Below are 19,685 nucleotides of genomic sequence, written 5' to 3' on the forward strand. Positions count from 1 at the left end.
GTCATCGTTGCCTGTATGCGTAAACTGCTCACCATCATGAATGCCATGTTGAAAAATATGCAGCCATGGGTGGCTCAAATTGCTTGATTTTTAACACGGTTGCTCCCCCTTTGTAAAAGGGGGAACGAGGGGGATTTAAGATTCAAGACGCCAGTTCATTGCGCCAGGCGTAAATCAAATCCAACGCCTGCTTCGGCGTGAGTGTGTCCGGGTCGAGTTTTTCCAGCGCGGTAATCAACGGATGCGGCTCAATCTCAGGTTCCTGAACCACATCAGCTGCTTCTGGCGCGGCAAACAAATCGAGCTGCGGTGTGGCCGCCCCCACGGGATGTTGCTGTTCCAGCTGTTTGAGCAACGCCTGTGCGCGGCGAATCGTTTCCCGCGGCAAACCGGCCAGCGCGGCGACCTTGATGCCGTAACTCTGGCTGGCCGGGCCTTCCTTCACGCTGTGCAGAAAAATCAGATCGTCCTTGTGCGTCACCGCATCCAGATGCACGTTGCGCACCGTGTCGAAGCGCTCGGCCAGTTGGGTCAGCTCGAAGTAATGGGTGGCGAACAGCGTGAGCGCGCGGTTGCGGCGAATCAGGTGTTCGGCGACGGCCCAAGCCAGTGCCAGGCCATCGAAGGTCGACGTACCCCGACCGATCTCATCGATCAAGACCAGTGAGTTTTCGGTCGCCGTGTGCAGAATTTCTGCGGTTTCGGTCATCTCGACCATGAAGGTCGAACGGCCGGAGGCCAGATCGTCGCCTGCGCCGATGCGGGTGAAAATGCGGTCAATCGGGCCGATGCGCGCGCGTGTGGCTGGCACGAACGCGCCGATGTGTGCCAGCAGCACGATCAATGCCGTTTGCCGCATATAGGTCGATTTACCGCCCATGTTCGGGCCGGTAATCATCAACAGTTGCCGGTTTGGCGTGAGTTCGCTGTCGTTTGGCGTGAAGGGCTGACTCCCCGAGGTTTGTTGACCCGAGGTCAGTTTACTCAGGGCTTCAATCACCGGATGTCGTCCCGCTTCGATGTGGATGCCCGGTTCGCTACCGAGATCCGGGGCCACCCAGCGATGGCGCTCGGCCACCCGCGCCAGGCTGTGCAGCACATCGACCTGGGCAATGGCTTCGGCCATGCGGCGCAGGGCGCTCTGGTGCGTCGAGAGCGTTTGCAACAACTCGGTAAACAGCCACTGTTCGCGCGCCAGGGCGCGGTCGCGGGCGGACAGCACGCGGTCTTCGAAGGTTTTCAGTTCTTCGGTCGTGTAGCGCTCAACTGACTTGAGCGTCTGGCGGCGAATGAACTGCGGCGGCATTTTCTCAGCCTGCAACCGGCTGACCTCAAAGTAGAAACCCTGCACGCGGTTATAGGCGATCTTCAGCGACGGAATGCCGCTTTGCAGACGCGCTTGGGCTTCGAGCGCATTCAGCGCGTCGTCGGCGTGTTCGGAAAGGTGTCGCAATTCGTCGAGTTCAGTGTCGAAGCCGGGGGCAATCACCCCGCCATCGCGCAGCCACACGGGCGGTTGGGCGACCAGCGCGCGGGTCAGCAAGTCACGCGGGGCGGGTTGATCGGTCAGCCGTGCGGCCAGATCCTGCCACAAGGGCAGATCAAGTCGAGCAAGTTGCGCGCGCAACGCAGGCAGCACGCCAAGCGCATCGCGCAGCCCGGACAAATCGCGTGGGCGGGCGCTGCCCATCACGATGCGGGTGGTGATGCGTTCGATATCGTTGATGCCGCGCAGCGATTCGCGCAATGCAGCGATCATGCCGCGCTCGATCAGCTCGCCGATCGCCTGCTGCCGATGCCGCAACACGGCCCTCTCTCGCAGCGGGCGGCCCAGCCAGTGCTTGAGCAGCCGCGAGCCGTGCGCGGTCACCGTCTCGTCCAGCAGGTTGATCAGCGTGGCTGCCGAACGGCCGTCATCGTGGCTTCCTTCTTGGTTTGTGCTGAACAGTTCCAAGTGGCGGCGGGTGTTGCGGTCGATCAGCAAGGCATCGTCCGGATGCTCCACCCGCAGGCGCTCGATGTGCGGCACGGCGCTGCGCTGAGTCTCATTCACATAGGTCAGCAGAATGGCGGCGGCACCCAGCGCCGGTTGATGGCTTTCGGTTATGCCGAAACTTTTAAGATCGTGAATCTGCCAGTGTTTGAGCAAGGCCGCCTGCCCGCGTTTGGCATCAAACTGCCAATCGGCACGCGCGCGCCAACGCTTGGGGTCCACGCCAATCTTTGCCGCCGTATCGGTCGCCTCGGCCAGCGATTCGGGCATGAGCAATTCACGCGGATCGATCCGCGCCAGCTCGGCCGTCAGCGCCGATTCATCGAGTCGAACCAGCACAAAATCGCCCGCGGCCAGATCCAGATGCGCCAACCCGTATTCCGGCGGCGTGGTTGCCAGCGGCACCAATGCCGCCAAACGGTTACCTTCGCGCTGATCGAGCAGGGCATCGTCGGTGACCGTGCCGGGGGTGACGATCCGCACCACCGCACGCTCCATCGGGCCTTTGGTCTTGGTTTCACCGATCTGCTCGCAAATCGCCACCGACTCGCCCGCCCGAATCAACCGCGCCAGGTAACTCTCATAGGCATGAACCGGCACACCCGCCATCGGAATCGGCTCACCCGCCGACTGCCCGCGCGACGTCAGCGTCAAATCAAGAATGCGCGCCGCCCGCTCGGCATCGGCGTAAAACAGCTCATAAAAATCCCCCATGCGATAAAACAGCAGCACATCCGGGTGCGCCTGTTTCATCGTCCAGAATTGCTGCATCATCGGGGTGTGTTGGCTTAGGTCTTTTGAATCAGTCACTTCTTGCCTGTTTTGTCTAAAACTCGGAGCCTCGGCAACGACGGTGGCGCGGCCGCGAATACACCGCTTTGTCATCGCTTCGGTGGCTTGTCCAGCCAAAGCTTGGGCATTAATACCCTGTTTTTTTGCGTCAATTTGTGCAAGTTTAAAACACTCGCAGCCTTACGTCTTGAAATTCCCTCGGGGAAAGGGCGCGTGTCAAGACGTAAGGCTGCTAGACCCAAGTATATGATTATTTGACACAAAAACGAGTGTCAGATATTGCCCATCTGGACGTTAAGGAGCGCCTGAACAAATCGACCACAAGAGATTGATTCCAGATTCAGGCATCATTTTTTTGGCTTGTTCCCATGAATACAGAAAAGCGGACCAAAATCATCTGTTTTTAGCCTGCTCTGGTCATTTTGTACGCCAGTAGTAGCATTTATTCTGATTTTTGAGACACAGCCATCGCCATGGGAATGCTCATATCAACGGCCAGATTAGCAGATCCCAAACTTTTCTCTGTTTGCAGGAATCGCTCAATCATCTCCTCCATGCCAATCACGGTATTCATCGTTTCGATGCCAATCACGATGTTCGTCGTTTCGATGCCAATCACGGTGTTCATAATTTCGACGCCAATCTCGATGCTCATCATCTCTTTGCCAGCGATGATCGTAGTCATGATCATACGGGGGCGGATAATCGGGCACGATGACAACCCCGGGGATGCCCAGATATAAAGAAAACCCACCATCGGCGTGTGCGGGTGTGAGAAACATCGGGCCGATACACAAAAGCACCGCGCGCAGTACTCTCACAGGCGCGGTCGCCTGACGGCTCAAACGATACGGAATTGCTTTTTGTTTCATATTATTGACCATGGAAATCAGGGTGAGTAAAGCCTGTACAAAACTATCATGCCAGCCTGATAAGCTCACATTACAATTCGGCAATTACTAACACAGTGGCTAAAACATGACCTTGCCTGCGACTGGCGTATCCCATATTCGTCGTCATCTTGAGCTGACCTTTTTGACCCGGTCAGCCTGCCAGCGTCCTTCGAACTGCATTGGGCTTAAGTAGTTCAAGCTGGAATACAATCGAGATTGAATGTACCAAAGTCGCCAGGCGAGGGTTTCATCCTTGGCGTGGTGGCGGGTGATGAATCGCTGGCGGTGCAACCGCTCCACCTTCAGTGAGCCGAACAGGGGTTTCGCTACAGGCGTTGTCTCAACCTACGGGCTAGCTCGCCTCCCTCTTTGTAAAAGGGGTAACGAGGGGGGATTTAAAGAAGCGCCGATCTGAGGCATGCTCAAATCCAGGCGCTTTTTTCGATTTTGCCACAGGCTTGCAGGCCAAGAGAGGAGAAAGACTTTATCAGAGTAGCTGCTCATCGCAGGCCTACTCTTCCTCACCCGGCGCAGCAGGACAGCTGCTTCACGTTCTTGGTAAAGGTTTGGGCGCAGAGCTTCAGCCCTTCGACCATGGTGAGGTAAGGGAATAACTGCCCCGCCAGATCGGCGACCGTCATGCGATGACGGATCGCCAGCGCCGCGGTCTGGATAATCTCGCCGCCTTCGCCTGCCAACACCTGTGCGCCGAGCAAACGCCCGGTGTGTTTGTCGGCCACCAGCTTGATAAAGCCGTGGGTGTCGAAGTTGGCCAAGGCGCGAGGCACGTTGTCGAGCGTCAGGGTGCGGCTGTCGGTTTCCATGCCGACTTTTGCTGCTTGCGCTTCGGTGAGCCCAACCGCGGCCACCTGCGGGTCGGTGAATACCACGGCGGGCACCACGGAGAGATCCAGCGTCACGTCGCCGCCGGTCATGTTGATGGCGGCGCGCGTGCCCGCCGCGGCGGCTACGTAGACAAACTGCGGCGCGTTGGTGCAGTCACCGGCGGCATAGATATGCGGCACGGATGTGCGCAGGTGATCGTCCACGACGATAGCACCGTGCTCGTCGGTCTGGATGCCTGCCTGGGTGAGATTTAGGGCTTCTGTGTTCGGTTTGCGGCCGGTGGCAATCAGCAGCCGGTCGCCGCGGAGCCCGCCCGTGTCTGTATCCAGTTCAAATGCCTTGCCGTCGAAGCGCACGGCAGTCACGCTGGTATCCGTGAGAACCCGCATACCCTCTTTTTCCAGTACCTCTTTGAGCATCTCGCCAATGGCAGGATCGTCCTTCGACAGCAGTGTTTTGCGTGCCACGAGGGTGACGCGGCTACCCAGGCGCAGATACGCTTGCGCTAGTTCCAGCGCGACCACCGAGCCGCCGTACACGATCAGGTTGGTCGGCATGTGCTCGGCGACCAATGCCTCCGTTGATGTCCAGAACGGCGTCCCGGCGAGCCCTGGCACGTCCGGAATCTGTGGCGAGCGCCCGGTGGCGATCAGGATGCGGTCGGGCGTGAGACGCTGCTCGCTGCCATCGTCCCGGCGCACAACGAGCGTCTTGGCATCGTCGAAGCGTGCGAAGCCACGCAGCAGGCTGATGCCCGGATTGCTTTCCAGAATGCTTTCATACTTTGCGTGGCGCAGTTCGTCCACCCGCGCCTGTTGCTGGGCAACCAGCGTCTTGCGATCCATTATCGGCTTGCATTTGGCGAGACCATCAAACGGATGCCCTGCTTGCAGGTGCGCCACTTGGGCGGCGCGGATGAGAATCTTCGAGGGCACGCAGCCGACATTGACGCAAGTGCCGCCGATAGTAGAGGCTTCGATCACAGTCACATCCGCGCCACCCTCGACCGCGCGGATGGCGGCGGCGAAGGCGGCGGAGCCGGTACCGATAATGGCGACACTGAGTTGGGTTTTGGCAGCGCACGCACTGCCGCAGCTTGCCGGAGCGCCGACTTCTGCGCGATAGCCCTTGGCGCGTACGGCATCGAGCAGTGCGGCGACGGGCGTGCTCGCGGCCGCTTCCACGTGGGCAGTGGCATCCGGATACGACACGTCCGCGCGCGTCACGCCGTCAACCGCAAGCAGAGCCTTTTTAACGGATTCGGCGCAGTGGTCGCAGGTCATGCCGGTTACATGGAGGGTTTGGTCATTCATTTGGCTTTTTCCTCTTGCACAGTGGAAGGATAACCCGCATCGAAGGTGGCATCTTCCAACGCCTTGATATTGGTTTTGGCATCATCGAAGGTCACGACGGCTTCTTTTTTCTCGAACGAGACATTGACCTGGGATACCCCCGGGACTTTTTCCAGCGCTTTTTTCACCGTGATCGGGCAAACCGCGCAGTACATGCCGGGAACGGACAGGGTGACGGTGCGGGGGGCGGCGAAAGCCGCGTCGGTGAAGGCAAACATAAGAACGGTGGCAAGCAGGATTTTTTTGGCTTGTGCCGAAATCATGGTTTTCATGATATGACTCCTATTTAATAGAACAGTGGGGCGATATACGGAAAGGTCATGGCCAGAACGACAAATACAGCCACGACCCAGAAAAGTACCTTGTAGATCCGGTTGGTCTGGGGCATGGCGCACAAGGAACCTGGCGTGCAGGCTGCCGCCGCGGGCGCGCGATAGATTTTTTTCCAGGCAAAGAACAAGGCAACTAACGCCGCCCCGAGAAAATAGGGTCTAAATGGTTCCAGCGCGGCGAGATTGCCGATCCATGCCCCGCTGACACCCAACATGACCAGAACCAGCGGACCAATACAGCACAGGGAGGCGCCGATGGCGGCGATGACACCGCCGATGAGCGGTAAACGAGCGGTTTTCTGTTGTGACATGATTCATCTCCTTTCAAATGAATAACCAACGGCGTAACCTTATTTCCGTACCTAAGTACGGAGTCAAGCGGCATGGGAATTTTTTTTGAAAATCTGACTATCGGTGCCTTGGCCAAGTCAGCCGGGGTGAATGTAGAGACGATCCGGTTCTATCAGCGCAAGGGCATGTTGCCGGAGCCGGACAAGCCTTACGGCAGCATTCGCCGCTACGGCGAGGCGGATGTGGCACGGGTGCGATTCGTGAAATCGGCCCAGCGGCTGGGCTTTAGCCTGGACGAAATCGCCGAACTGCTGCTCTTGGAGGACGGCACGCATTGCGACGAAGCCAGACGCCTGGCCGAGCACAAGCTCAAGGTCGTGCGCGAGAAGATGTCCGACCTGGCGCACATGGAAGCCGTGTTGTCTGAGCTCGTACTTGCCTGCCATGCATGGCATAACCCGGTTTCGTGCCCGCTGATTGCCGCATTACAGGATGATGAAAGCGTTACGGAGCCAACTATCTCTTAAGGAAGGTCTGCACAAACGCAATACCATCCAAGCCTCCCACGTTCCCCCTTTACAAAGGGAGGCGCACTTGTTCAAAAGGGCGCTGGTTCGACTCCCTTTGTAAAGAGGTGGGCGCATCAGTTCGAAAAGGTGCGGACAATATCCTCTTTGAAAAGAAGGGCTGCAAAATCTACGCTGTCAGAAACAGCGCTTGAAACGCTATGGCACGGGGCGGGTGGACGGTTGGCGCGTATGTGCGAGACAAGGGGTGACGATAATGAATGAATCCAGTGTGAACGTGTTGGCTTTGTCCGCAGAATTGGGTGTGCTCCTTGGATCGGCAAAACGGTGGATCAGCGTAGCCGAATCCTGCACGGGCGGCGGGTTGGCGGCGGCGATCACCGAGGTGGCGGGCAGCTCGGGTTGGTTCGAATGCGGCTTTGTGACGTACAGTAATGCGGCCAAGACCCGGCTGCTGGGCGTGCCCGAGTCGATATTCGAGCGATTCGGCGCGGTGAGTCGGGAGTGCGTGTTGGCGATGTCTGCCGGGGTGTTGGCGAACAGCATCGCGCATTATTCGGTTGCGATCAGCGGGATCGCGGGGCCGGGTGGCGGCTCTGTGGAAAAGCCGGTGGGTACGGTCTGGATTGCGTGGCGGTTTCGGGCCGACTCATCAATACCGGGCGAGAGCAGCGACACGTGGGCGACCCGATTCCAGTTCGATGGTGATCGGGCCTCCGTTCGTCAGCAGGCGGTGTTGGCCGCCTTAAACGGAGTGATCGCACACGCTCAAGGCCCGGCGTGACCCGATTCGACATAAATCCATCGGTTTAGGTGGGGCTTAGGCGGGATCGGTTTCGTTTGCCTTTCGGGCAGCGAAGACCTCTTTGGCAGCCATGATGCCGTTTATGGCGGCGGGAAACCCGGCGTACACCGCCATCTGGAGCATGATTTCAATGATTTCCTGTTCGGTGCAGCCCGAATTCAACGCACCGACAATATGGGATTTGAGTTGCGGTGCGGCATTGCCTTGAGCGGTTAGGGCGGCCACGGTGATCATTTCGCGCTCGCGAAAGCCAAGGCCGGGGCGGGCATAGATGTCGCCGTAGGCAAATTCGGTGACGAAGCGGCTCAGATCCGGGGCGATGGATTCCAGCTCGGAAAACAGCGCCTGCGCCGACTGCGGGTTGATCTGCCGCAAGATGTCCATGCCGCGTTCGGCTCGTTCTGATGGCATGTTTGTGCTCCTGTGATCTTGGGCTTGAATGAGTGGCACGATTTTGTCCGAAACGATCAGGCCGCTTCAAGTAGGGCAGGCGGTTTTTTCCGGTACGGGATCATGCTGATGAGCAAACCACTGAACACAATCGCGCCGCCCAGCAACTGCATGGGCGTGGGGTAGGTGCCGATGGTGATGGCGCTCAGCATGGCGAAGACCGGAATCAGGTTCATGAACAGGGCCGTGCGGCCCGCGCCCAGACGGGCGATGCCGGTGTTCCAGAGCAGGTAGGCGAGTACGGTGCCGCCGATGACGAGCCCGGCCATGGCAAAGCCGGCTTGCAGCGAGAGCGGGTGAAGCCCTTGCGGGTTGAATCCGGCCACGACCAGTAAAACCAGCGCGCCCGCCGATACGATCAGTGCCGTGTTGACGGTCGGGCTGACCGTTTTGGGCATCAGTCGGCGATTCAGTACATTGTAAAACGCCCAGCACAGATTCGCGGCCAGCATCAGCCAGTCGCCCGTCATGACATGCAAATCGCGCAGATGGGCGAGATTGCCATCGGAAATCACCACCGTGACGCCCAGTAACGCCACCGGCAAGGCGATCAGGCGTTGCCAGCCGGGATGCTCGCCGAGAATCAGCCAGGCCAGAAAGGTGGTCAGCAGGGGATTGGTGGCCATGATCAGCGCTGCGTTATCGGCACTGGTGGTTTGCAGGGCGAAGAAAAACAGCAGGTTAAACCCCGCCACACCGATGATACCCAGCGTGAAATAGCTGGCACCGTGTTGACGCATCAACGTGGACAAAGGGGCTTTCTGGCTGAGGGCCACGCCCAGCAGGATCAGCGCAGCCAGACCAAAGCGTAACGCAGCGGACCATTGCGGAGAAATATCGCTGAGGACAAATCCGGCCAGCACGAAATTCGCGCCCCAGAAGAAGGTCGACAAGATGATTAAGGCATACACGCCCGCAAGATTCATGGTGTTCTCCAGAACAGGGTGACACAACAGTTGATAGAGGTAGACAAGATGACTTATCTACCGTTGCTCCGATTTTTAGCAGGGCAGATTAAAAATCCCGTTCAACCTTAAAGGTGTTGAGGATCATGTCCACCGCGCGGTTATAGGCCGCGAGCGTTACTGCATCCAGCATATCGCGATCAGTCCAGCCTAGCGCATGCAGGGCGGCGACGTCTTCGGCATTAACTTCTGCGGGGGTGTGCAGGGATTTGAGCGTGAACAACAACAGCGCCTTGTCTTTGGCGGACAGCGGTGTCTGACTCGGATCTTGCCGTGTCGCGGCGACTTGCTCCGGAGTCTGGTCGCAGGTGTTGATGAGCATGGCGGCATTGAAGTCCACGCAATAGGCGCAATCGTTGGCATCGGAAACCAGCAGGCGAATAGTAGCCTGCAATGCCCTTCCCAAGTTGGGTTGACTGCGAAAATAGCGCGTGGCTTGCCAGCGACTGTCGAGCAGTTCCGGGCTGGCGCTGCCTATTTGCATGGCGTTTGGCACCATGCCGAAAAGATCCTGGATTTCGCGGTAGGTTTCGGCCAATTGACCTTCTGCCTGTTCTGGTGGGGTGATTTGAATCAAAGACATGATGATCTCTCCTGAAAAAAAGCCTGAACAAAGAAAACAAATATTTAATATACCGACCGTTCGGTATGTATATTCGCCCAAAAAATCGCGTACCCAAATCCTGAATGACTCGGCCTGAACAGTTAGGTGGGCACTGGTCAGCCTTGTTCGGTCTGGTTCGCGATGTACCTGTCGAGCGGCTTGCAATGGCCACCCGCCCAGATACCGTTCGAAAAACCCAATCGGAGCTTTTCGGATTCTCTTAACTATATTTTCTGTTATTGATTTCACTCAGCCCGATTTCATGCGGCGGGCGCGAGGCTCAGTACAAATTGACTCAATTGCGCCATGCACGACCGGAACGTCTGGGCGGATTGGCGGTTCTTCGCCATTCCCCAACAACCCTCCCAGGCAGAAACAATAAACAGCGCCGCGGCTTTGCAATCCACATCCTGTCGAATCCGGTTTTGCGTCTGCCCCTTGTTGAGCGCCTGCTCGATCACGACTTGCCAGGCATGCAGAATGTGGTCGAGATGCGTTTTGAACGCTTCATCGATAGGACTCATTTCCTGCACGAGATTGTTCAGCGGACAGCCGAGTTCGAAGGCGTCGTCGGTCAGTTCGCGGATGCGGTTATCCATATACGCGAGCAGGGTGTCGAGTGGCTCGTTCGCTTCACGCAGCGGATTGAGCAAACGTTCTTCAAGCCCCTTGCGGATGACTTCATCCACAACCGCCAGCCCCAAGGCCTGCTTGGATGGAAAGTGGTGATAGAGCGCGCCTTTGGTTAGCCCCGTCGATGCCAGAATATGGGCGATGCTGGCCGCCTGAAAACCCTGCCGATGAATTTCGGCCGCGGCCGCTTGCAGGATTTTCTCGCGCGTCAGATCAGGCGTCATATTGGGCCTCAAATATATTTTGGGTTGTGCATTGCCGTACTTTCCCATCCAGATTTCCATCAGCATACCGACCGGTATGCATGTTGTATTTGACATTAGATCAAGCGATGTAGAATGGCAAGCGTTAAAATACGAGTGTATTTGAATGGATTCGCTAGCAGCTTGTCAGGAGGCAATTATGATCGTTGATCCCAAAACCGAAACATTAAGCGGCGTGCGTTATGTCCGTTCGCCTTTTTGCGATGATCGGCCGTCGAATATGGCCATCTCGCTTGTTGTCGTGCACGGTATTTCTCTGCCGCCGGGTGGGTATGGCGGTGATGGCGTTGAGCAGTTGTTCACCGGAACGCTGGACCCGAATGAGCACCCGTACTATGCACAAATCGCCCACCTTCAGGTGTCCGCACATGTGTTTATCCGGCGGGATGGTTCGATGATCCAGTTCGTGCCGTTCACGCGCCGGGCCTGGCACGCGGGGGAGTCGGAATTCAATGGTCGGGAGCGCTGCAACGATTATTCGATTGGCATCGAGCTTGAAGGCACGGATACCGACCAATACACCTCGGTGCAATACGATCAGTTGCTGGAAGTGCTGGCGGCATTAAAACAACGCTATCCTGATCTCGCCGACGTGCGCGGGCACGAGCAAATCGCGCCGGGCCGCAAGACAGACCCGGGGCCAGCGTTCAACTGGGGCCATCTGGCCGGGCGGCTGCCGGATGGTCTTCGTGTTGCCTGATGCACGCTCGAATGCTGGCAAAGCCACGTTTTTAACCTGATTTTTTCCCCACGGAGCCATCGTTATGAAACTGTTGATCCTGATTGTCGTGATGGTTCTGGAACGCTTCTGGACGACGCTCGATGATGTGCGGGCCGACCGGGCCATCGAAAATCAGGTACTGAGCATTCGTGATCGACTCTCGAAAACCCTCGGTGCCCCTTTGACACTGGGTCTGATCTGGATTCTGTTCCCATTGCTGATTGCCTGGTTCATGTCGTCGGTGGGGAGCTCGCTCATCGGTCTGCTGATCTATCTGCTGATTTCGATCGCCATACTGTTGCTCCTGCTGGCTCCACGGCAGATAAATCAACAGGTGACAGCCCTGTACGAAGCCTGTGAGCAGGAAGACGAGGCGGGGGCAGCGCACTGTCGTACCAAACTGGCGGAAGGCACCTCGCTGGATGCCGAAACGGCCACGACCCAGCAACTCGCCGAAAGAATCATTGCGCTTGGTTTTCAGGAATGGTTTGCCGTGTTGTTCTGGTTTGTTGTGTTCGGTCCGGCGGGCGCTGTGTTCTATCGACTTTCCGATTGGCTGGCCCAGCCGACGTCAACGGAATCGGGCGAGATGAACCTGCCGGGTCGGGTGCAGGCCGTGCTCGATTGGCCCGTTGCTCGGCTCTATGCTGTCCTGTTGTTGCTGGCGGGTGGTTTCAATCGCGGACTCGATGCCTGGATCAATGGCGGGGATGAAAACGAGGCGTCCTTGGCGCAAAAAAATGCCGCTTTGGTCGGACGAGTGGGCCACGCGGCTTTGGAGCTCGAGCGCGAGGATGATTGTGCTGAGGGTGAAGCTTGCCTGGCCGATCAGTCCCGCTGGTACAAAAATGCCTCAGCACTTGTTCTGCGGTCGCTTTTAATCGGCTTGGGTGTCGTTGCCATGCTCACGCTTTCTGGTTGGTTGCTTTGATGCGGGTGGAAATTGACCTCATGCGCCACGGCGAACCGGTTGGTGGCAAACGTTATCGCGGTGATCGGATTGATGACCCGTTAAGTGAGCTGGGTTGGGCGCAGATGCGAGATCGTGTGGCGGCGCAGGAGTCGGTGGGCAAGGCGAGCTGGACGAAAATTGTTTCCTCTCCGCTGATCCGTTGCCGGGCATTTGCCGAAAAGCTTGCCGCCGAGCGTGGGCTGCCGCTTGAGATCGATGCCAACCTGCGCGAGCGGGGGTTCGGCTGCTGGGAAGGTCTGAGTCACCGTGAAGTCAAAGAAGAATTCACGGCCGATTATCTGGCGTACAAGGCCGATCCCGTCAACGGAATGCCCGAGGGCGGAGAAGGCATGGATGCCTTTTTTTCACGGGTGACCACCGCACTCGCGAAGCACGCCAGTGCTGAGGAAGCGGGCGGGAAAATCCTGATCATCGGCCATGCCGTCGTCATCCGTGCGGCCGCGGTCTGGGCGCTCAATGCCCAGCTGATCGCCACGCATTATGTCGATACCGAATATGCATGTCTGCTGCGTCTTCGGTGGCGCGACGGGCAGCCTTTTTTGGTGGAATTGCTGAACGATTGAGTGCGGCGCTCAGGCCATCCTTGGTTTTGCAGGATGGAATGAAAGGCGTTGAGATTGGTTTTAACTCCTCAGCATAGCCTCACCCAGGCCCTCACCCAGGCCCTCACCCTAGCCCTCTCCCTAGCCCTCTCCCACAAGGGGAGAGGGTCCGAAACGGGCATCCTTCCCCCTCACCCTAACCCTCTCCCACAAGGGGAGAGGGGACGAAATGGGCATGCAGCATTTTCCTGAAACGCTTTCACACAACGCGGGTGAGCCAAGTGTCCCCCTCTCCCTTGATGGGAGAGGGTCGGGGTGAGGGTGTGAGGCCGTGGTCTCCATCTCCTTTGATGGGACAAGCGCCGTCAGGGACGGCGCTGGATAATGCGGAACTGGCGTAAGCCCGCACAGCGAGTGCGAAGTTTGTCTGGCATGCCGGATCCTACTCACTTAGCTGGGCAAGCGGGATTCAATCAGAGGCTCTTTGATCCGTCTCTGCTTCTCGCGACAGTTGCTCGGCCAAGAGCCGCACCCGCGCCTGATGCAGGGCGTTTTTGATGGCAAGCCCTTTCAACCCATGAGCGACAAACGCTTCCGGCGACACCGAACGGATCACCTCAGCGGACGCACGGACGCGGTCGGCTTGCGGGTAATCGCAGTTTTCCGAGCCCAAACGCCCACGCGCATCGGCGTGGCAGGCCAGCAGCACCGCTTCCATCCGTTCAGGTCGTCTTAATCCATCGAGTGACTCGATCAGATCCACTAGAGTAGCCGGGCGCATTTCCATTGATGTGTGCACCCGACCGTGTTGCGCGGTGACGAGAATCGCCAATTCCTTGATGGGTTTGGGCACGCGTAACCGTTCGCAGAGTGCGGTGGCAGGGGCCACGCCGCGGGCTTCATGGCCGATGTGCCGCGGCCATTCTTCCGGTGGCGTCAGTGCCTTGCCCAGATCGTGACAAAGCACGGCGAAGCGAATGCCGACATCTTCGGTTAGTTTGGCGGCGGCGGTCAGCGCCAGTAGGGTGTGAATGCCACTGTCGATTTCGGGGTGGTATTTCTCCGGTTGCGGCACGCCGAACAGGGCGTCGACTTCCGGGAACAGCACGGCCAGCGCGCCGACATCGCGAAGAATATCGAAATAACGGGCGGGCGCGGGGCTGGCCAGTGCCTTCTGGGTTTCCTGCCAAACCCGTTCGGCGGTCAGGTCGTTGAGCTCGCCATTGGCGGTCATTGCCTGCATCAGGTCACGGGTTTGGGGTGCCAGTGTGAAGCCGAAGGGCGCCAGTTGAGCGGCAAAGCGGGCGACGCGCAACACGCGCAAGGGGTCTTCGGCAAAAGCGGGGCCGATGTGGCGCAAGATGCGGGCATCAAGATCACGTTTGAAATCGAACGGATCAATCAGTGTGCCATCGGCAGTTTGCGCCATGGCATTGATGGTTAAATCGCGTCGTTGCAGATCGTCATCGAGCGTCACGTCGGGGTCGGCGTGGAAGGTGAACCCTTGGTGGCCGCGCCCGGATTTACGCTCGGTGCGCGCGAGGGCATATTCCTCACGGGTTTCGGGATGTAAAAAAACCGGGAAATCGTTACCTACCGGCAAAAACCCCTGCGCACGCATCGACTCGGGCGTGTTGCCCAGCACCACCCAATCCCGATCATGGACGGGGCGGCCCAGCAATTGATCACGCACAGCGCCACCGACGATCAGGCAGTTGAGTGTTTGCATGGCATTCATCATTGAGTGTCATTCGACAAGGTTTTTCCCTTGTCGATTTTGGGGGGTGGTTCGATGATCAACGTGCTAAACAGCGCTTGAAACTCATTTACGCGCTTCGCGTAGAGCTTCTGATTTTTTTGATTGGTGGTATGAATCGCTCGATGCGCACGATCAATTTTGCTGTCGATCAAACCATTCTGTTCGATAAAGTGATGTACCGGGCACGCGATAGGGTCGTTCCCATCCAAGACATGGACGCACTTTTGGGTTGTATTTTCGGTCAGCAGCAAATGCGCGGCCATGGCACCCATGGGTGTTATTGGGTAGCCCTTGGGTTGATTGGCTCCGTAGTTTTTAACCCAGATTTCAATCTCCGCAGGGGGCATTGGAAAAGCAATGCCATATCCCTGTCCCTGCTCGGCGCCAAGTATTCGTGCGACTTCGATGAGATCCGGGTGCTCCAAGCCTTCTGCGACAACATCCAAATCAATAAGTTGTGTCATTCGAATCAAGGCGCCGATGAATTTGATGATCCGAGGCGGATCGTCATACGCCGAGCGGATAAGCGCCTGGTCGATCTTAACGGCATCAAATGGCATCATGTTCAGGCGGATCAGGCTGTTGTAACCTGCGCCCAGATCATCCATGGACAGATGCACGCCAAGTTCATGCAATTTTTGCATTTGTTGGATCATGAACTCTTGTTCTTGAGTTTCGGAGTGTTCCAATATCTCAAGCCATAAATGGCTGGCCGGTACATTGGCATGAGTCAACGCATCGTGAACCCAGGCAATGCACTGTTCATGCAGTAACGCTTCCAAGGGCAAATTAAGAGACAAGCCCACACTGTTTATGTGCTTGTTTTGATGCCACAGGCTCAGTTGCCGTAAACATAGTTCAAGGCCTTTTTTGAACAGGTAAATGATCTGGCGTTCATTGAGACGGGAAATGAACTGACCGGGCATGATGGTGCGGCCATCGGGTAAATCCAGTCGAGCGAGCGCCTCTACTTTTTTGAGTTGACCGGTGTTCAGGTCAATGATCGGTTGGTAGACGAAGCGCAGGCCGTCGCCATAAAGGGCTTCACGCCATAAGTCGATTTCATGAATGGAGACGTTGGCGCTCGAATCCTGATCAAGTTGGCCCCAGGTCTGGCTGACGATAAAACCAAGCTGATGGCTGAAGGAGGCGCTGCGTGGCGCTTCAAACATGCCAGGATAAGCGCCGTAGAGCGTGAGCACGGCGACCGGTCGGCGTTGTGCATCCAGAATAGGGATGCTCACCGAACTGCGAATGCCCGTGTGTTGCGCCACGGCCCGCCATTTTTCGGCGCTGGGGCTGGTTGCAAAGTTATTGATGCGTTGAACTTGTCCGGTTTCGAAGGCAAGTCCAGTCGATCCCCGCCTATCTGTTTCCTGCGTCAGAATGCTGGGTGGCGCAATCTTGTCAGGATACGCTTCAAGCATCTTTTCGAGCTCTTCCTCGTAGTGGGCAAAATTAATGATGAACTGACCCTGTTCATCCGGGGCGCCGATCCAGGCGGCTTTAATGGCCGGAAGCGCGCAGAGAATATCAAGCAGTTGCTCGTTGAAGTTTTGCCACGATGTGTTGCCTCTGCTCAAGGCATCGATAGCGTTGAGTCCCGCCTGAAATTGTGCGCTTACCTGTTCTTCGGCTTCGAGTTCTTCAGAGAGCTCGACGCTCAGACGGCTGGTGATGATCGATTCTAAGTTATTGAAATCCCTTCGGCCCAGCTGGAATTTAAGCGAAGCAAGATCGAATTGATGCATATATACGGTAATGGCACGCACGAGGCTGCTTGCCGAGACGCCAATGAAGGCGTGAATCTCGCCGACCGTACGCGCCCTGTCGCGGTGGGCTTTTTCGGTGAGATCAGCCGAGAGAAGAAATACAAGATGCTCGGTTTGCCTTGAACGCAAATGTTCATATTCCTCTGCACTGAGCCAGGAGATGATTTTTGCCGAATCACCATCTACGGCGGTCAGTTCCCGGTAAAACCGATCCACAAAGCCTTCGGTCAACTGTGTTATTTCAGCCGACACTTTACCGATCAAGGCGGCCGCCTCGGCCCCGTAGGCCGGGGTGCGATCAAACAGTTCGCCTGAAGTGGGTTGGTTGTTACTACTCAGCTCGTGCCAGAATAGCCAGGGGTTATCCCTTTCGTATTTACGATCTTTGCTGGCATAGAGCGCCGCATCGGCATGTCGAATCAACAGATCGGGGGGTGAATTATCTTCCGGGAACACGGTGATTCCCATACTGAACCGAACGCGGGTTTTGCCTTTGGGCAGTTCATAGGGTTTGTCCAGACTTTCCTGAATGCGCTGAAACCCCTGTGTCAGCTCATTTTTGGAGTTGATGCCTTCAATGAGCAAAATAAATTCATCGCCGCCCTGGCGAACGGCCAAATCCGAAGACCGCAGGGTTTTGTGCAAACGTTTGGCGAAGCAGACGAGCAGTTCATCGCCGACGGCATGACCATATTCGTCGTTGATTGGTTTGAAATCATCGATATCCAGCATCACAATCGCGAGTGACTGGTCATGTCGCCCGGCGCGTGCCATCGCCTTGGGTAGCTCTTCGTCGAGAAAACGGCGGTTCGCCAACGAAGTCAGCGCGTCGTGGTAGGCCAAATAGGCGGTGCGTTCGTATTCTTCGCTCAGCTGTTTGCGCAAATCCAGTTGGCCCAGAGCCGTGTCGATTAATTCGCCCATGCGAGTCAGGGTGCCGCTCACGAGACGGTCCAAAGCCTGATTGTGACTATGAACCACCACCAGGACGGCCCAGGGCAATTCATTGCGAAAGACAGGAATGAAAAATATGCTCAGATGTGCATCATCTGGCGCGAACGGACGCCAGGCTTCGGTGAGTTCGGTGTGATCAGATTCCTCAATGAATACTTGATCCTGAAACTGGGCGCGTGCCAGAAAAGTACTCAACAGCGATCGTTGCTCTTGCGAGAGCCCATCCAGAATGGTTTGCCCATTACTGCCCGCCGCGATTACCGTAAAGTCATTTGCCTTGGGTGATGCCGCTTGACCGAGCCAAGCCCCGACAAACAAACCGGAAGCCAATAATTGCGTACAGACGACATCCAGCAGCTCATGCTCGTCGGCGGCAGAGATGAGAATGTCGATCTGCCCAAGCAAGGATTGCAATAAAGCCTGCTGGCGTTCCATCTGCTCGACTAGAGGCTGCACGGCTGCTGAGTCATCGAGTTGTGGCCCGTCATGATTGTTGGTTGGGTGGGCTGTCATCGCGCTGTGAAAATCCGTGATTGAGCCTGTATTGGGTAAAAAATATTCATGGATGAAGCTTAATCAAGACCATGAATAAAAGCCATGCAGATGATTCTAGTTGCTGCACGGCGAAATGGGCGAATTTTGCGCATAATGAGGTTCTTTAGACTGGAATGATAGTGATGTCTGAACGATTGGAAGAGCGCACTGAATTGCTGATTGGCGAAAACGGATTGGAAGTGCTTTGTCGGGCACGGGTTCTGGTCGCCGGTTTGGGTGGTGTGGGCGGCGCATGCGCCGAATCGCTCGTGCGGGCCGGTGTGGGCACGGTGTACCTGCTGGATCACGACAAATTCGGCCGTTCGAACCTCAACCGGCAAATGCTCTCCACCGAAGCGGTGATTGGGGAAAGCAAGGCCAAGGTCGCCGTAGCGCGCTTCGCATCGATCCGTAACGACATCACCACCGTGCCTTTGCCTTATTTCCTGCAAGAATCCGGCGTGGTCGAATTGCTGGAACAGCACCCCATGGACGCGATTGCCGACTGCATCGATTCGATTGGCGTGAAAGCGGTATTGTTGGCCGAAGCCCGGGCACGGGGCATTATGACCATGACGGCGCTGGGCGCTGGCAACCGCATCGACCCGCGTGCCGTGCGGGTCGGCACACTGGCTGAAGTGCAGGGTTGTGGCCTTGCGCGTGTGCTGCGCACGCGCCTTCGCCGACTCGATTGCACACTGGATATCCCGGTCGTGTACTCCACCGAACTGCCAAGCAAACCAGCCCCGCATGTACCCACAGACACCGGCATTCGCTCGAGAGCCGTCAATGGCACGATCAGTTATATGCCGAATATTTTCGGTCACATTGTGGCCGGGGAGATTATTCGACGATTATTAGTACGGGCAGGCAGTTCAGGCGCGGCTGAATAAGTGCATCCTGGGCTACTCACATCCTTGTGCCAAGGAAGCCCTGAGTTTTCGAAGCGCCCTTCTTTAAGGCGCCTTTGCCCGGTTTTAGCCCTCGCCGGGCAGTAATTGATGCTGTTTGAGTTTCTTGCGCAGGGTGCTGCGATTGATGCCGAGGCATTCGGCCGCGCGGGACTGGTTTTGATCGCAGCGCATCATCGCCGTTTCCAGCAAGGGGCGTTCGATCTGCGCGATGACGAGGTCATAGAGATTGCTTGGCTGGTCACCTTCCAACGTTTCCCACAGGGCATCAAGCGCTGCACGCACGGCCTGCTGAACGGGGTTGTCCCCATGAGCTTCATCCGTGTTCAGACACTGCCAGTGGCCGTTGGCTAGGGGGATTTCTTCCGAGGGTGGTTTTGCATTCATAAGCGGATTTGTTCAGCCGAGTAAGAGAGGTTATCTGTTAGGGAAGGTCTGCACAAATGCAGACCTTCCCGTGCAGGGCATGGATGCCCTGCCGCTCAATGACGTAAGTCATTGAAATGCGCAGCTCGGGCCGGGCGTGTAACGGCCTGAGCGTATCTGAACGCGAACCTGGCGCTAGCCCACGAAGCCACGGATGGATTCGTGCAAAGATTCCTTAGCGTGCTGCGCTAACCATTGGCGTTGCTGTTGTGGGTGTTCGAAGCGGTTGAACACAGCTCGATCTTCTTCACCCAAATCAAGGGACGAAGCATACCAGCCCAGATGCTTTCGGATGATGCGAATTCCTAATGAGTCGCCATAATGTTGATAGATTTTTTCAAATTGTT

18 protein-coding genes and 2 pseudogenes are annotated in these 19,685 nt (G+C 57.0%); 6 read left to right on the forward strand and 14 right to left on the reverse strand.

From position 1 onward, the window contains the following. Positions 1-142: 142 nt before the first annotated feature. The 6 genes and pseudogenes from mutS to merT form a co-directional block, all read right to left on the reverse strand. Entirely contained in the window at positions 143-2,767 is a 2,625-nt protein-coding gene (gene mutS / locus M7R55_RS06540; protein ID WP_298219592.1) for a DNA mismatch repair protein MutS, read from the reverse strand. A 460-nt stretch (positions 2,768-3,227) separates the two neighbouring features. Then, complete coding sequence (locus M7R55_RS06545) at positions 3,228-3,470, reverse strand: hypothetical protein (protein WP_298219561.1); 243 nt, start codon at positions 3,468-3,470, stop codon at positions 3,228-3,230. A 331-nt stretch (positions 3,471-3,801) separates the two neighbouring features. Then, positions 3,802-4,018 (reverse strand): annotated as a pseudogene (locus tag M7R55_RS06550) (IS3 family transposase); the annotation flags it as partial. Between the two features lie 181 nt (positions 4,019-4,199). Next, positions 4,200-5,837, reverse strand: coding sequence for a mercury(II) reductase (gene merA, locus M7R55_RS06555; protein WP_298219563.1), 1,638 nt, complete (start codon positions 5,835-5,837; stop codon positions 4,200-4,202). Further along, positions 5,834-6,139, reverse strand: a complete 306-nt coding sequence (merP, locus tag M7R55_RS06560; protein WP_298219594.1) for a mercury resistance system periplasmic binding protein MerP — start codon at positions 6,137-6,139, stop codon at positions 5,834-5,836. The genes merA and merP overlap by 4 nt, the downstream gene beginning before the upstream one ends. A 23-nt stretch (positions 6,140-6,162) precedes the next feature. Then, positions 6,163-6,519: a mercuric ion transporter MerT gene (gene merT / locus M7R55_RS06565; RefSeq protein ID WP_298219564.1), complete on the reverse strand. Its 357-nt coding sequence runs from the start codon at positions 6,517-6,519 to the stop codon at positions 6,163-6,165. A 72-nt stretch (positions 6,520-6,591) separates the two neighbouring features. Between merT and merR the strand changes: the two genes are divergently transcribed. Next, complete coding sequence (gene merR / locus M7R55_RS06570; protein ID WP_298219565.1) at positions 6,592-7,026, forward strand: Hg(II)-responsive transcriptional regulator; 435 nt, start codon at positions 6,592-6,594, stop codon at positions 7,024-7,026. A 256-nt stretch (positions 7,027-7,282) separates the two neighbouring features. Next, complete coding sequence (locus M7R55_RS06575; RefSeq protein ID WP_298219567.1) at positions 7,283-7,810, forward strand: CinA family protein; 528 nt, start codon at positions 7,283-7,285, stop codon at positions 7,808-7,810. A gap of 36 nt (positions 7,811-7,846) precedes the next feature. Here M7R55_RS06575 and M7R55_RS06580 read toward each other — a convergent pair whose 3' ends face one another. From M7R55_RS06580 to M7R55_RS06595, 4 genes are all read right to left on the reverse strand, one after another. Continuing rightward, positions 7,847-8,242 carry a carboxymuconolactone decarboxylase family protein gene (locus M7R55_RS06580; protein ID WP_298219569.1) on the reverse strand — a complete coding sequence of 132 codons (396 nt, stop codon included), beginning with the start codon at positions 8,240-8,242 and terminating at the stop codon, positions 7,847-7,849. A 56-nt stretch (positions 8,243-8,298) separates the two neighbouring features. Continuing rightward, on the reverse strand, positions 8,299-9,207 hold the full coding sequence (locus M7R55_RS06585; RefSeq protein WP_298219571.1) for a DMT family transporter: 909 nt from the start codon (positions 9,205-9,207) through the stop codon (positions 8,299-8,301). Positions 9,208-9,295: 88 nt separating this feature from the next. Continuing rightward, positions 9,296-9,829: a hypothetical protein gene (locus M7R55_RS06590; protein ID WP_298219573.1), complete on the reverse strand. Its 534-nt coding sequence runs from the start codon at positions 9,827-9,829 to the stop codon at positions 9,296-9,298. Positions 9,830-10,110: 281 nt separating this feature from the next. Next, complete coding sequence (locus tag M7R55_RS06595) at positions 10,111-10,707, reverse strand: TetR/AcrR family transcriptional regulator (protein WP_298219575.1); 597 nt, start codon at positions 10,705-10,707, stop codon at positions 10,111-10,113. A 178-nt stretch (positions 10,708-10,885) separates the two neighbouring features. Here M7R55_RS06595 and ampD point away from each other — a divergent pair, with 178 nt between their 5' ends. From ampD to M7R55_RS06610, 3 genes are all read left to right on the forward strand, one after another. Next, a complete protein-coding gene (gene ampD / locus M7R55_RS06600; protein ID WP_298219577.1) occupies positions 10,886-11,446 on the forward strand; it encodes a 1,6-anhydro-N-acetylmuramyl-L-alanine amidase AmpD in 561 nt (186 codons plus the stop codon). Positions 11,447-11,510: 64 nt separating this feature from the next. Further along, complete coding sequence (ampE, locus tag M7R55_RS06605) at positions 11,511-12,398, forward strand: regulatory signaling modulator protein AmpE (protein ID WP_298219579.1); 888 nt, start codon at positions 11,511-11,513, stop codon at positions 12,396-12,398. Next, positions 12,398-13,003, forward strand: a complete 606-nt coding sequence (locus tag M7R55_RS06610; RefSeq protein WP_298219582.1) for a histidine phosphatase family protein — start codon at positions 12,398-12,400, stop codon at positions 13,001-13,003. Before ampE ends, M7R55_RS06610 begins: the two co-directional genes overlap by 1 nt. A 448-nt stretch (positions 13,004-13,451) precedes the next feature. Here M7R55_RS06610 and M7R55_RS06615 read toward each other — a convergent pair whose 3' ends face one another. Next, the gene (locus M7R55_RS06615) at positions 13,452-14,711 is read right to left on the reverse strand and encodes a multifunctional CCA addition/repair protein (RefSeq protein WP_298219584.1); all 1,260 of its coding nucleotides are present in this window, start codon (positions 14,709-14,711) and stop codon (positions 13,452-13,454) included. 8 nt (positions 14,712-14,719) lie between these two features. Then, positions 14,720-17,980, reverse strand: coding sequence for an EAL domain-containing protein (locus tag M7R55_RS06620; RefSeq protein WP_298219586.1), 3,261 nt, complete (start codon positions 17,978-17,980; stop codon positions 14,720-14,722). Positions 17,981-18,144: 164 nt separating this feature from the next. Between M7R55_RS06620 and M7R55_RS06625 the strand changes: the two genes are divergently transcribed. Then, the gene (locus M7R55_RS06625) at positions 18,145-18,894 is read left to right on the forward strand and encodes a ThiF family adenylyltransferase (protein ID WP_298219588.1); all 750 of its coding nucleotides are present in this window, start codon (positions 18,145-18,147) and stop codon (positions 18,892-18,894) included. An 84-nt stretch (positions 18,895-18,978) separates the two neighbouring features. On the opposite strand, the gene M7R55_RS06630 is transcribed toward M7R55_RS06625, so the two are convergent. Further along, positions 18,979-19,299 (reverse strand): helix-turn-helix domain-containing protein, encoded by a 321-nt coding sequence (locus M7R55_RS06630; protein WP_298219590.1) that lies wholly within the window; start codon positions 19,297-19,299, stop codon positions 18,979-18,981. 174 nt (positions 19,300-19,473) lie between these two features. Then, positions 19,474-19,685, reverse strand: a pseudogene (locus tag M7R55_RS06635) (hypothetical protein); the annotation flags it as partial.

It is taken from the genome of Halothiobacillus sp., assembly GCF_027346185.1.
GTDB lineage: Bacteria > Pseudomonadota > Gammaproteobacteria > Halothiobacillales > Halothiobacillaceae > Halothiobacillus.

Bases quoted from the DNA above. Each gene is read 5' to 3' on its own strand.
- mutS (WP_298219592.1), bottom strand. From the start codon at position 2,767: ATGATGCAGCAATTCTGGACGATGAAACAGGCGCACCCGGATGTGCTG.
- M7R55_RS06545 (WP_298219561.1), bottom strand. From the start codon at position 3,470: ATGACTACGATCATCGCTGGCAAAGAGATGATGAGCATCGAGATTGGC.
- merA (WP_298219563.1), bottom strand. From the start codon at position 5,837: ATGAATGACCAAACCCTCCATGTAACCGGCATGACCTGCGACCACTGC.
- merP (WP_298219594.1), bottom strand. From the start codon at position 6,139: ATGATTTCGGCACAAGCCAAAAAAATCCTGCTTGCCACCGTTCTTATG.
- merT (WP_298219564.1), bottom strand. From the start codon at position 6,519: ATGTCACAACAGAAAACCGCTCGTTTACCGCTCATCGGCGGTGTCATC.
- merR (WP_298219565.1), top strand. From the start codon at position 6,592: ATGGGAATTTTTTTTGAAAATCTGACTATCGGTGCCTTGGCCAAGTCA.
- M7R55_RS06575 (WP_298219567.1), top strand. From the start codon at position 7,283: ATGAATGAATCCAGTGTGAACGTGTTGGCTTTGTCCGCAGAATTGGGT.
- M7R55_RS06580 (WP_298219569.1), bottom strand. From the start codon at position 8,242: ATGCCATCAGAACGAGCCGAACGCGGCATGGACATCTTGCGGCAGATC.
- M7R55_RS06585 (WP_298219571.1), bottom strand. From the start codon at position 9,207: ATGAATCTTGCGGGCGTGTATGCCTTAATCATCTTGTCGACCTTCTTC.
- M7R55_RS06590 (WP_298219573.1), bottom strand. From the start codon at position 9,829: ATGTCTTTGATTCAAATCACCCCACCAGAACAGGCAGAAGGTCAATTG.
- M7R55_RS06595 (WP_298219575.1), bottom strand. From the start codon at position 10,707: ATGACGCCTGATCTGACGCGCGAGAAAATCCTGCAAGCGGCCGCGGCC.
- ampD (WP_298219577.1), top strand. From the start codon at position 10,886: ATGATCGTTGATCCCAAAACCGAAACATTAAGCGGCGTGCGTTATGTC.
- ampE (WP_298219579.1), top strand. From the start codon at position 11,511: ATGAAACTGTTGATCCTGATTGTCGTGATGGTTCTGGAACGCTTCTGG.
- M7R55_RS06610 (WP_298219582.1), top strand. From the start codon at position 12,398: ATGCGGGTGGAAATTGACCTCATGCGCCACGGCGAACCGGTTGGTGGC.
- M7R55_RS06615 (WP_298219584.1), bottom strand. From the start codon at position 14,711: ATGCAAACACTCAACTGCCTGATCGTCGGTGGCGCTGTGCGTGATCAA.
- M7R55_RS06620 (WP_298219586.1), bottom strand. From the start codon at position 17,980: ATGACAGCCCACCCAACCAACAATCATGACGGGCCACAACTCGATGAC.
- M7R55_RS06625 (WP_298219588.1), top strand. From the start codon at position 18,145: ATGTCTGAACGATTGGAAGAGCGCACTGAATTGCTGATTGGCGAAAAC.
- M7R55_RS06630 (WP_298219590.1), bottom strand. From the start codon at position 19,299: ATGAATGCAAAACCACCCTCGGAAGAAATCCCCCTAGCCAACGGCCAC.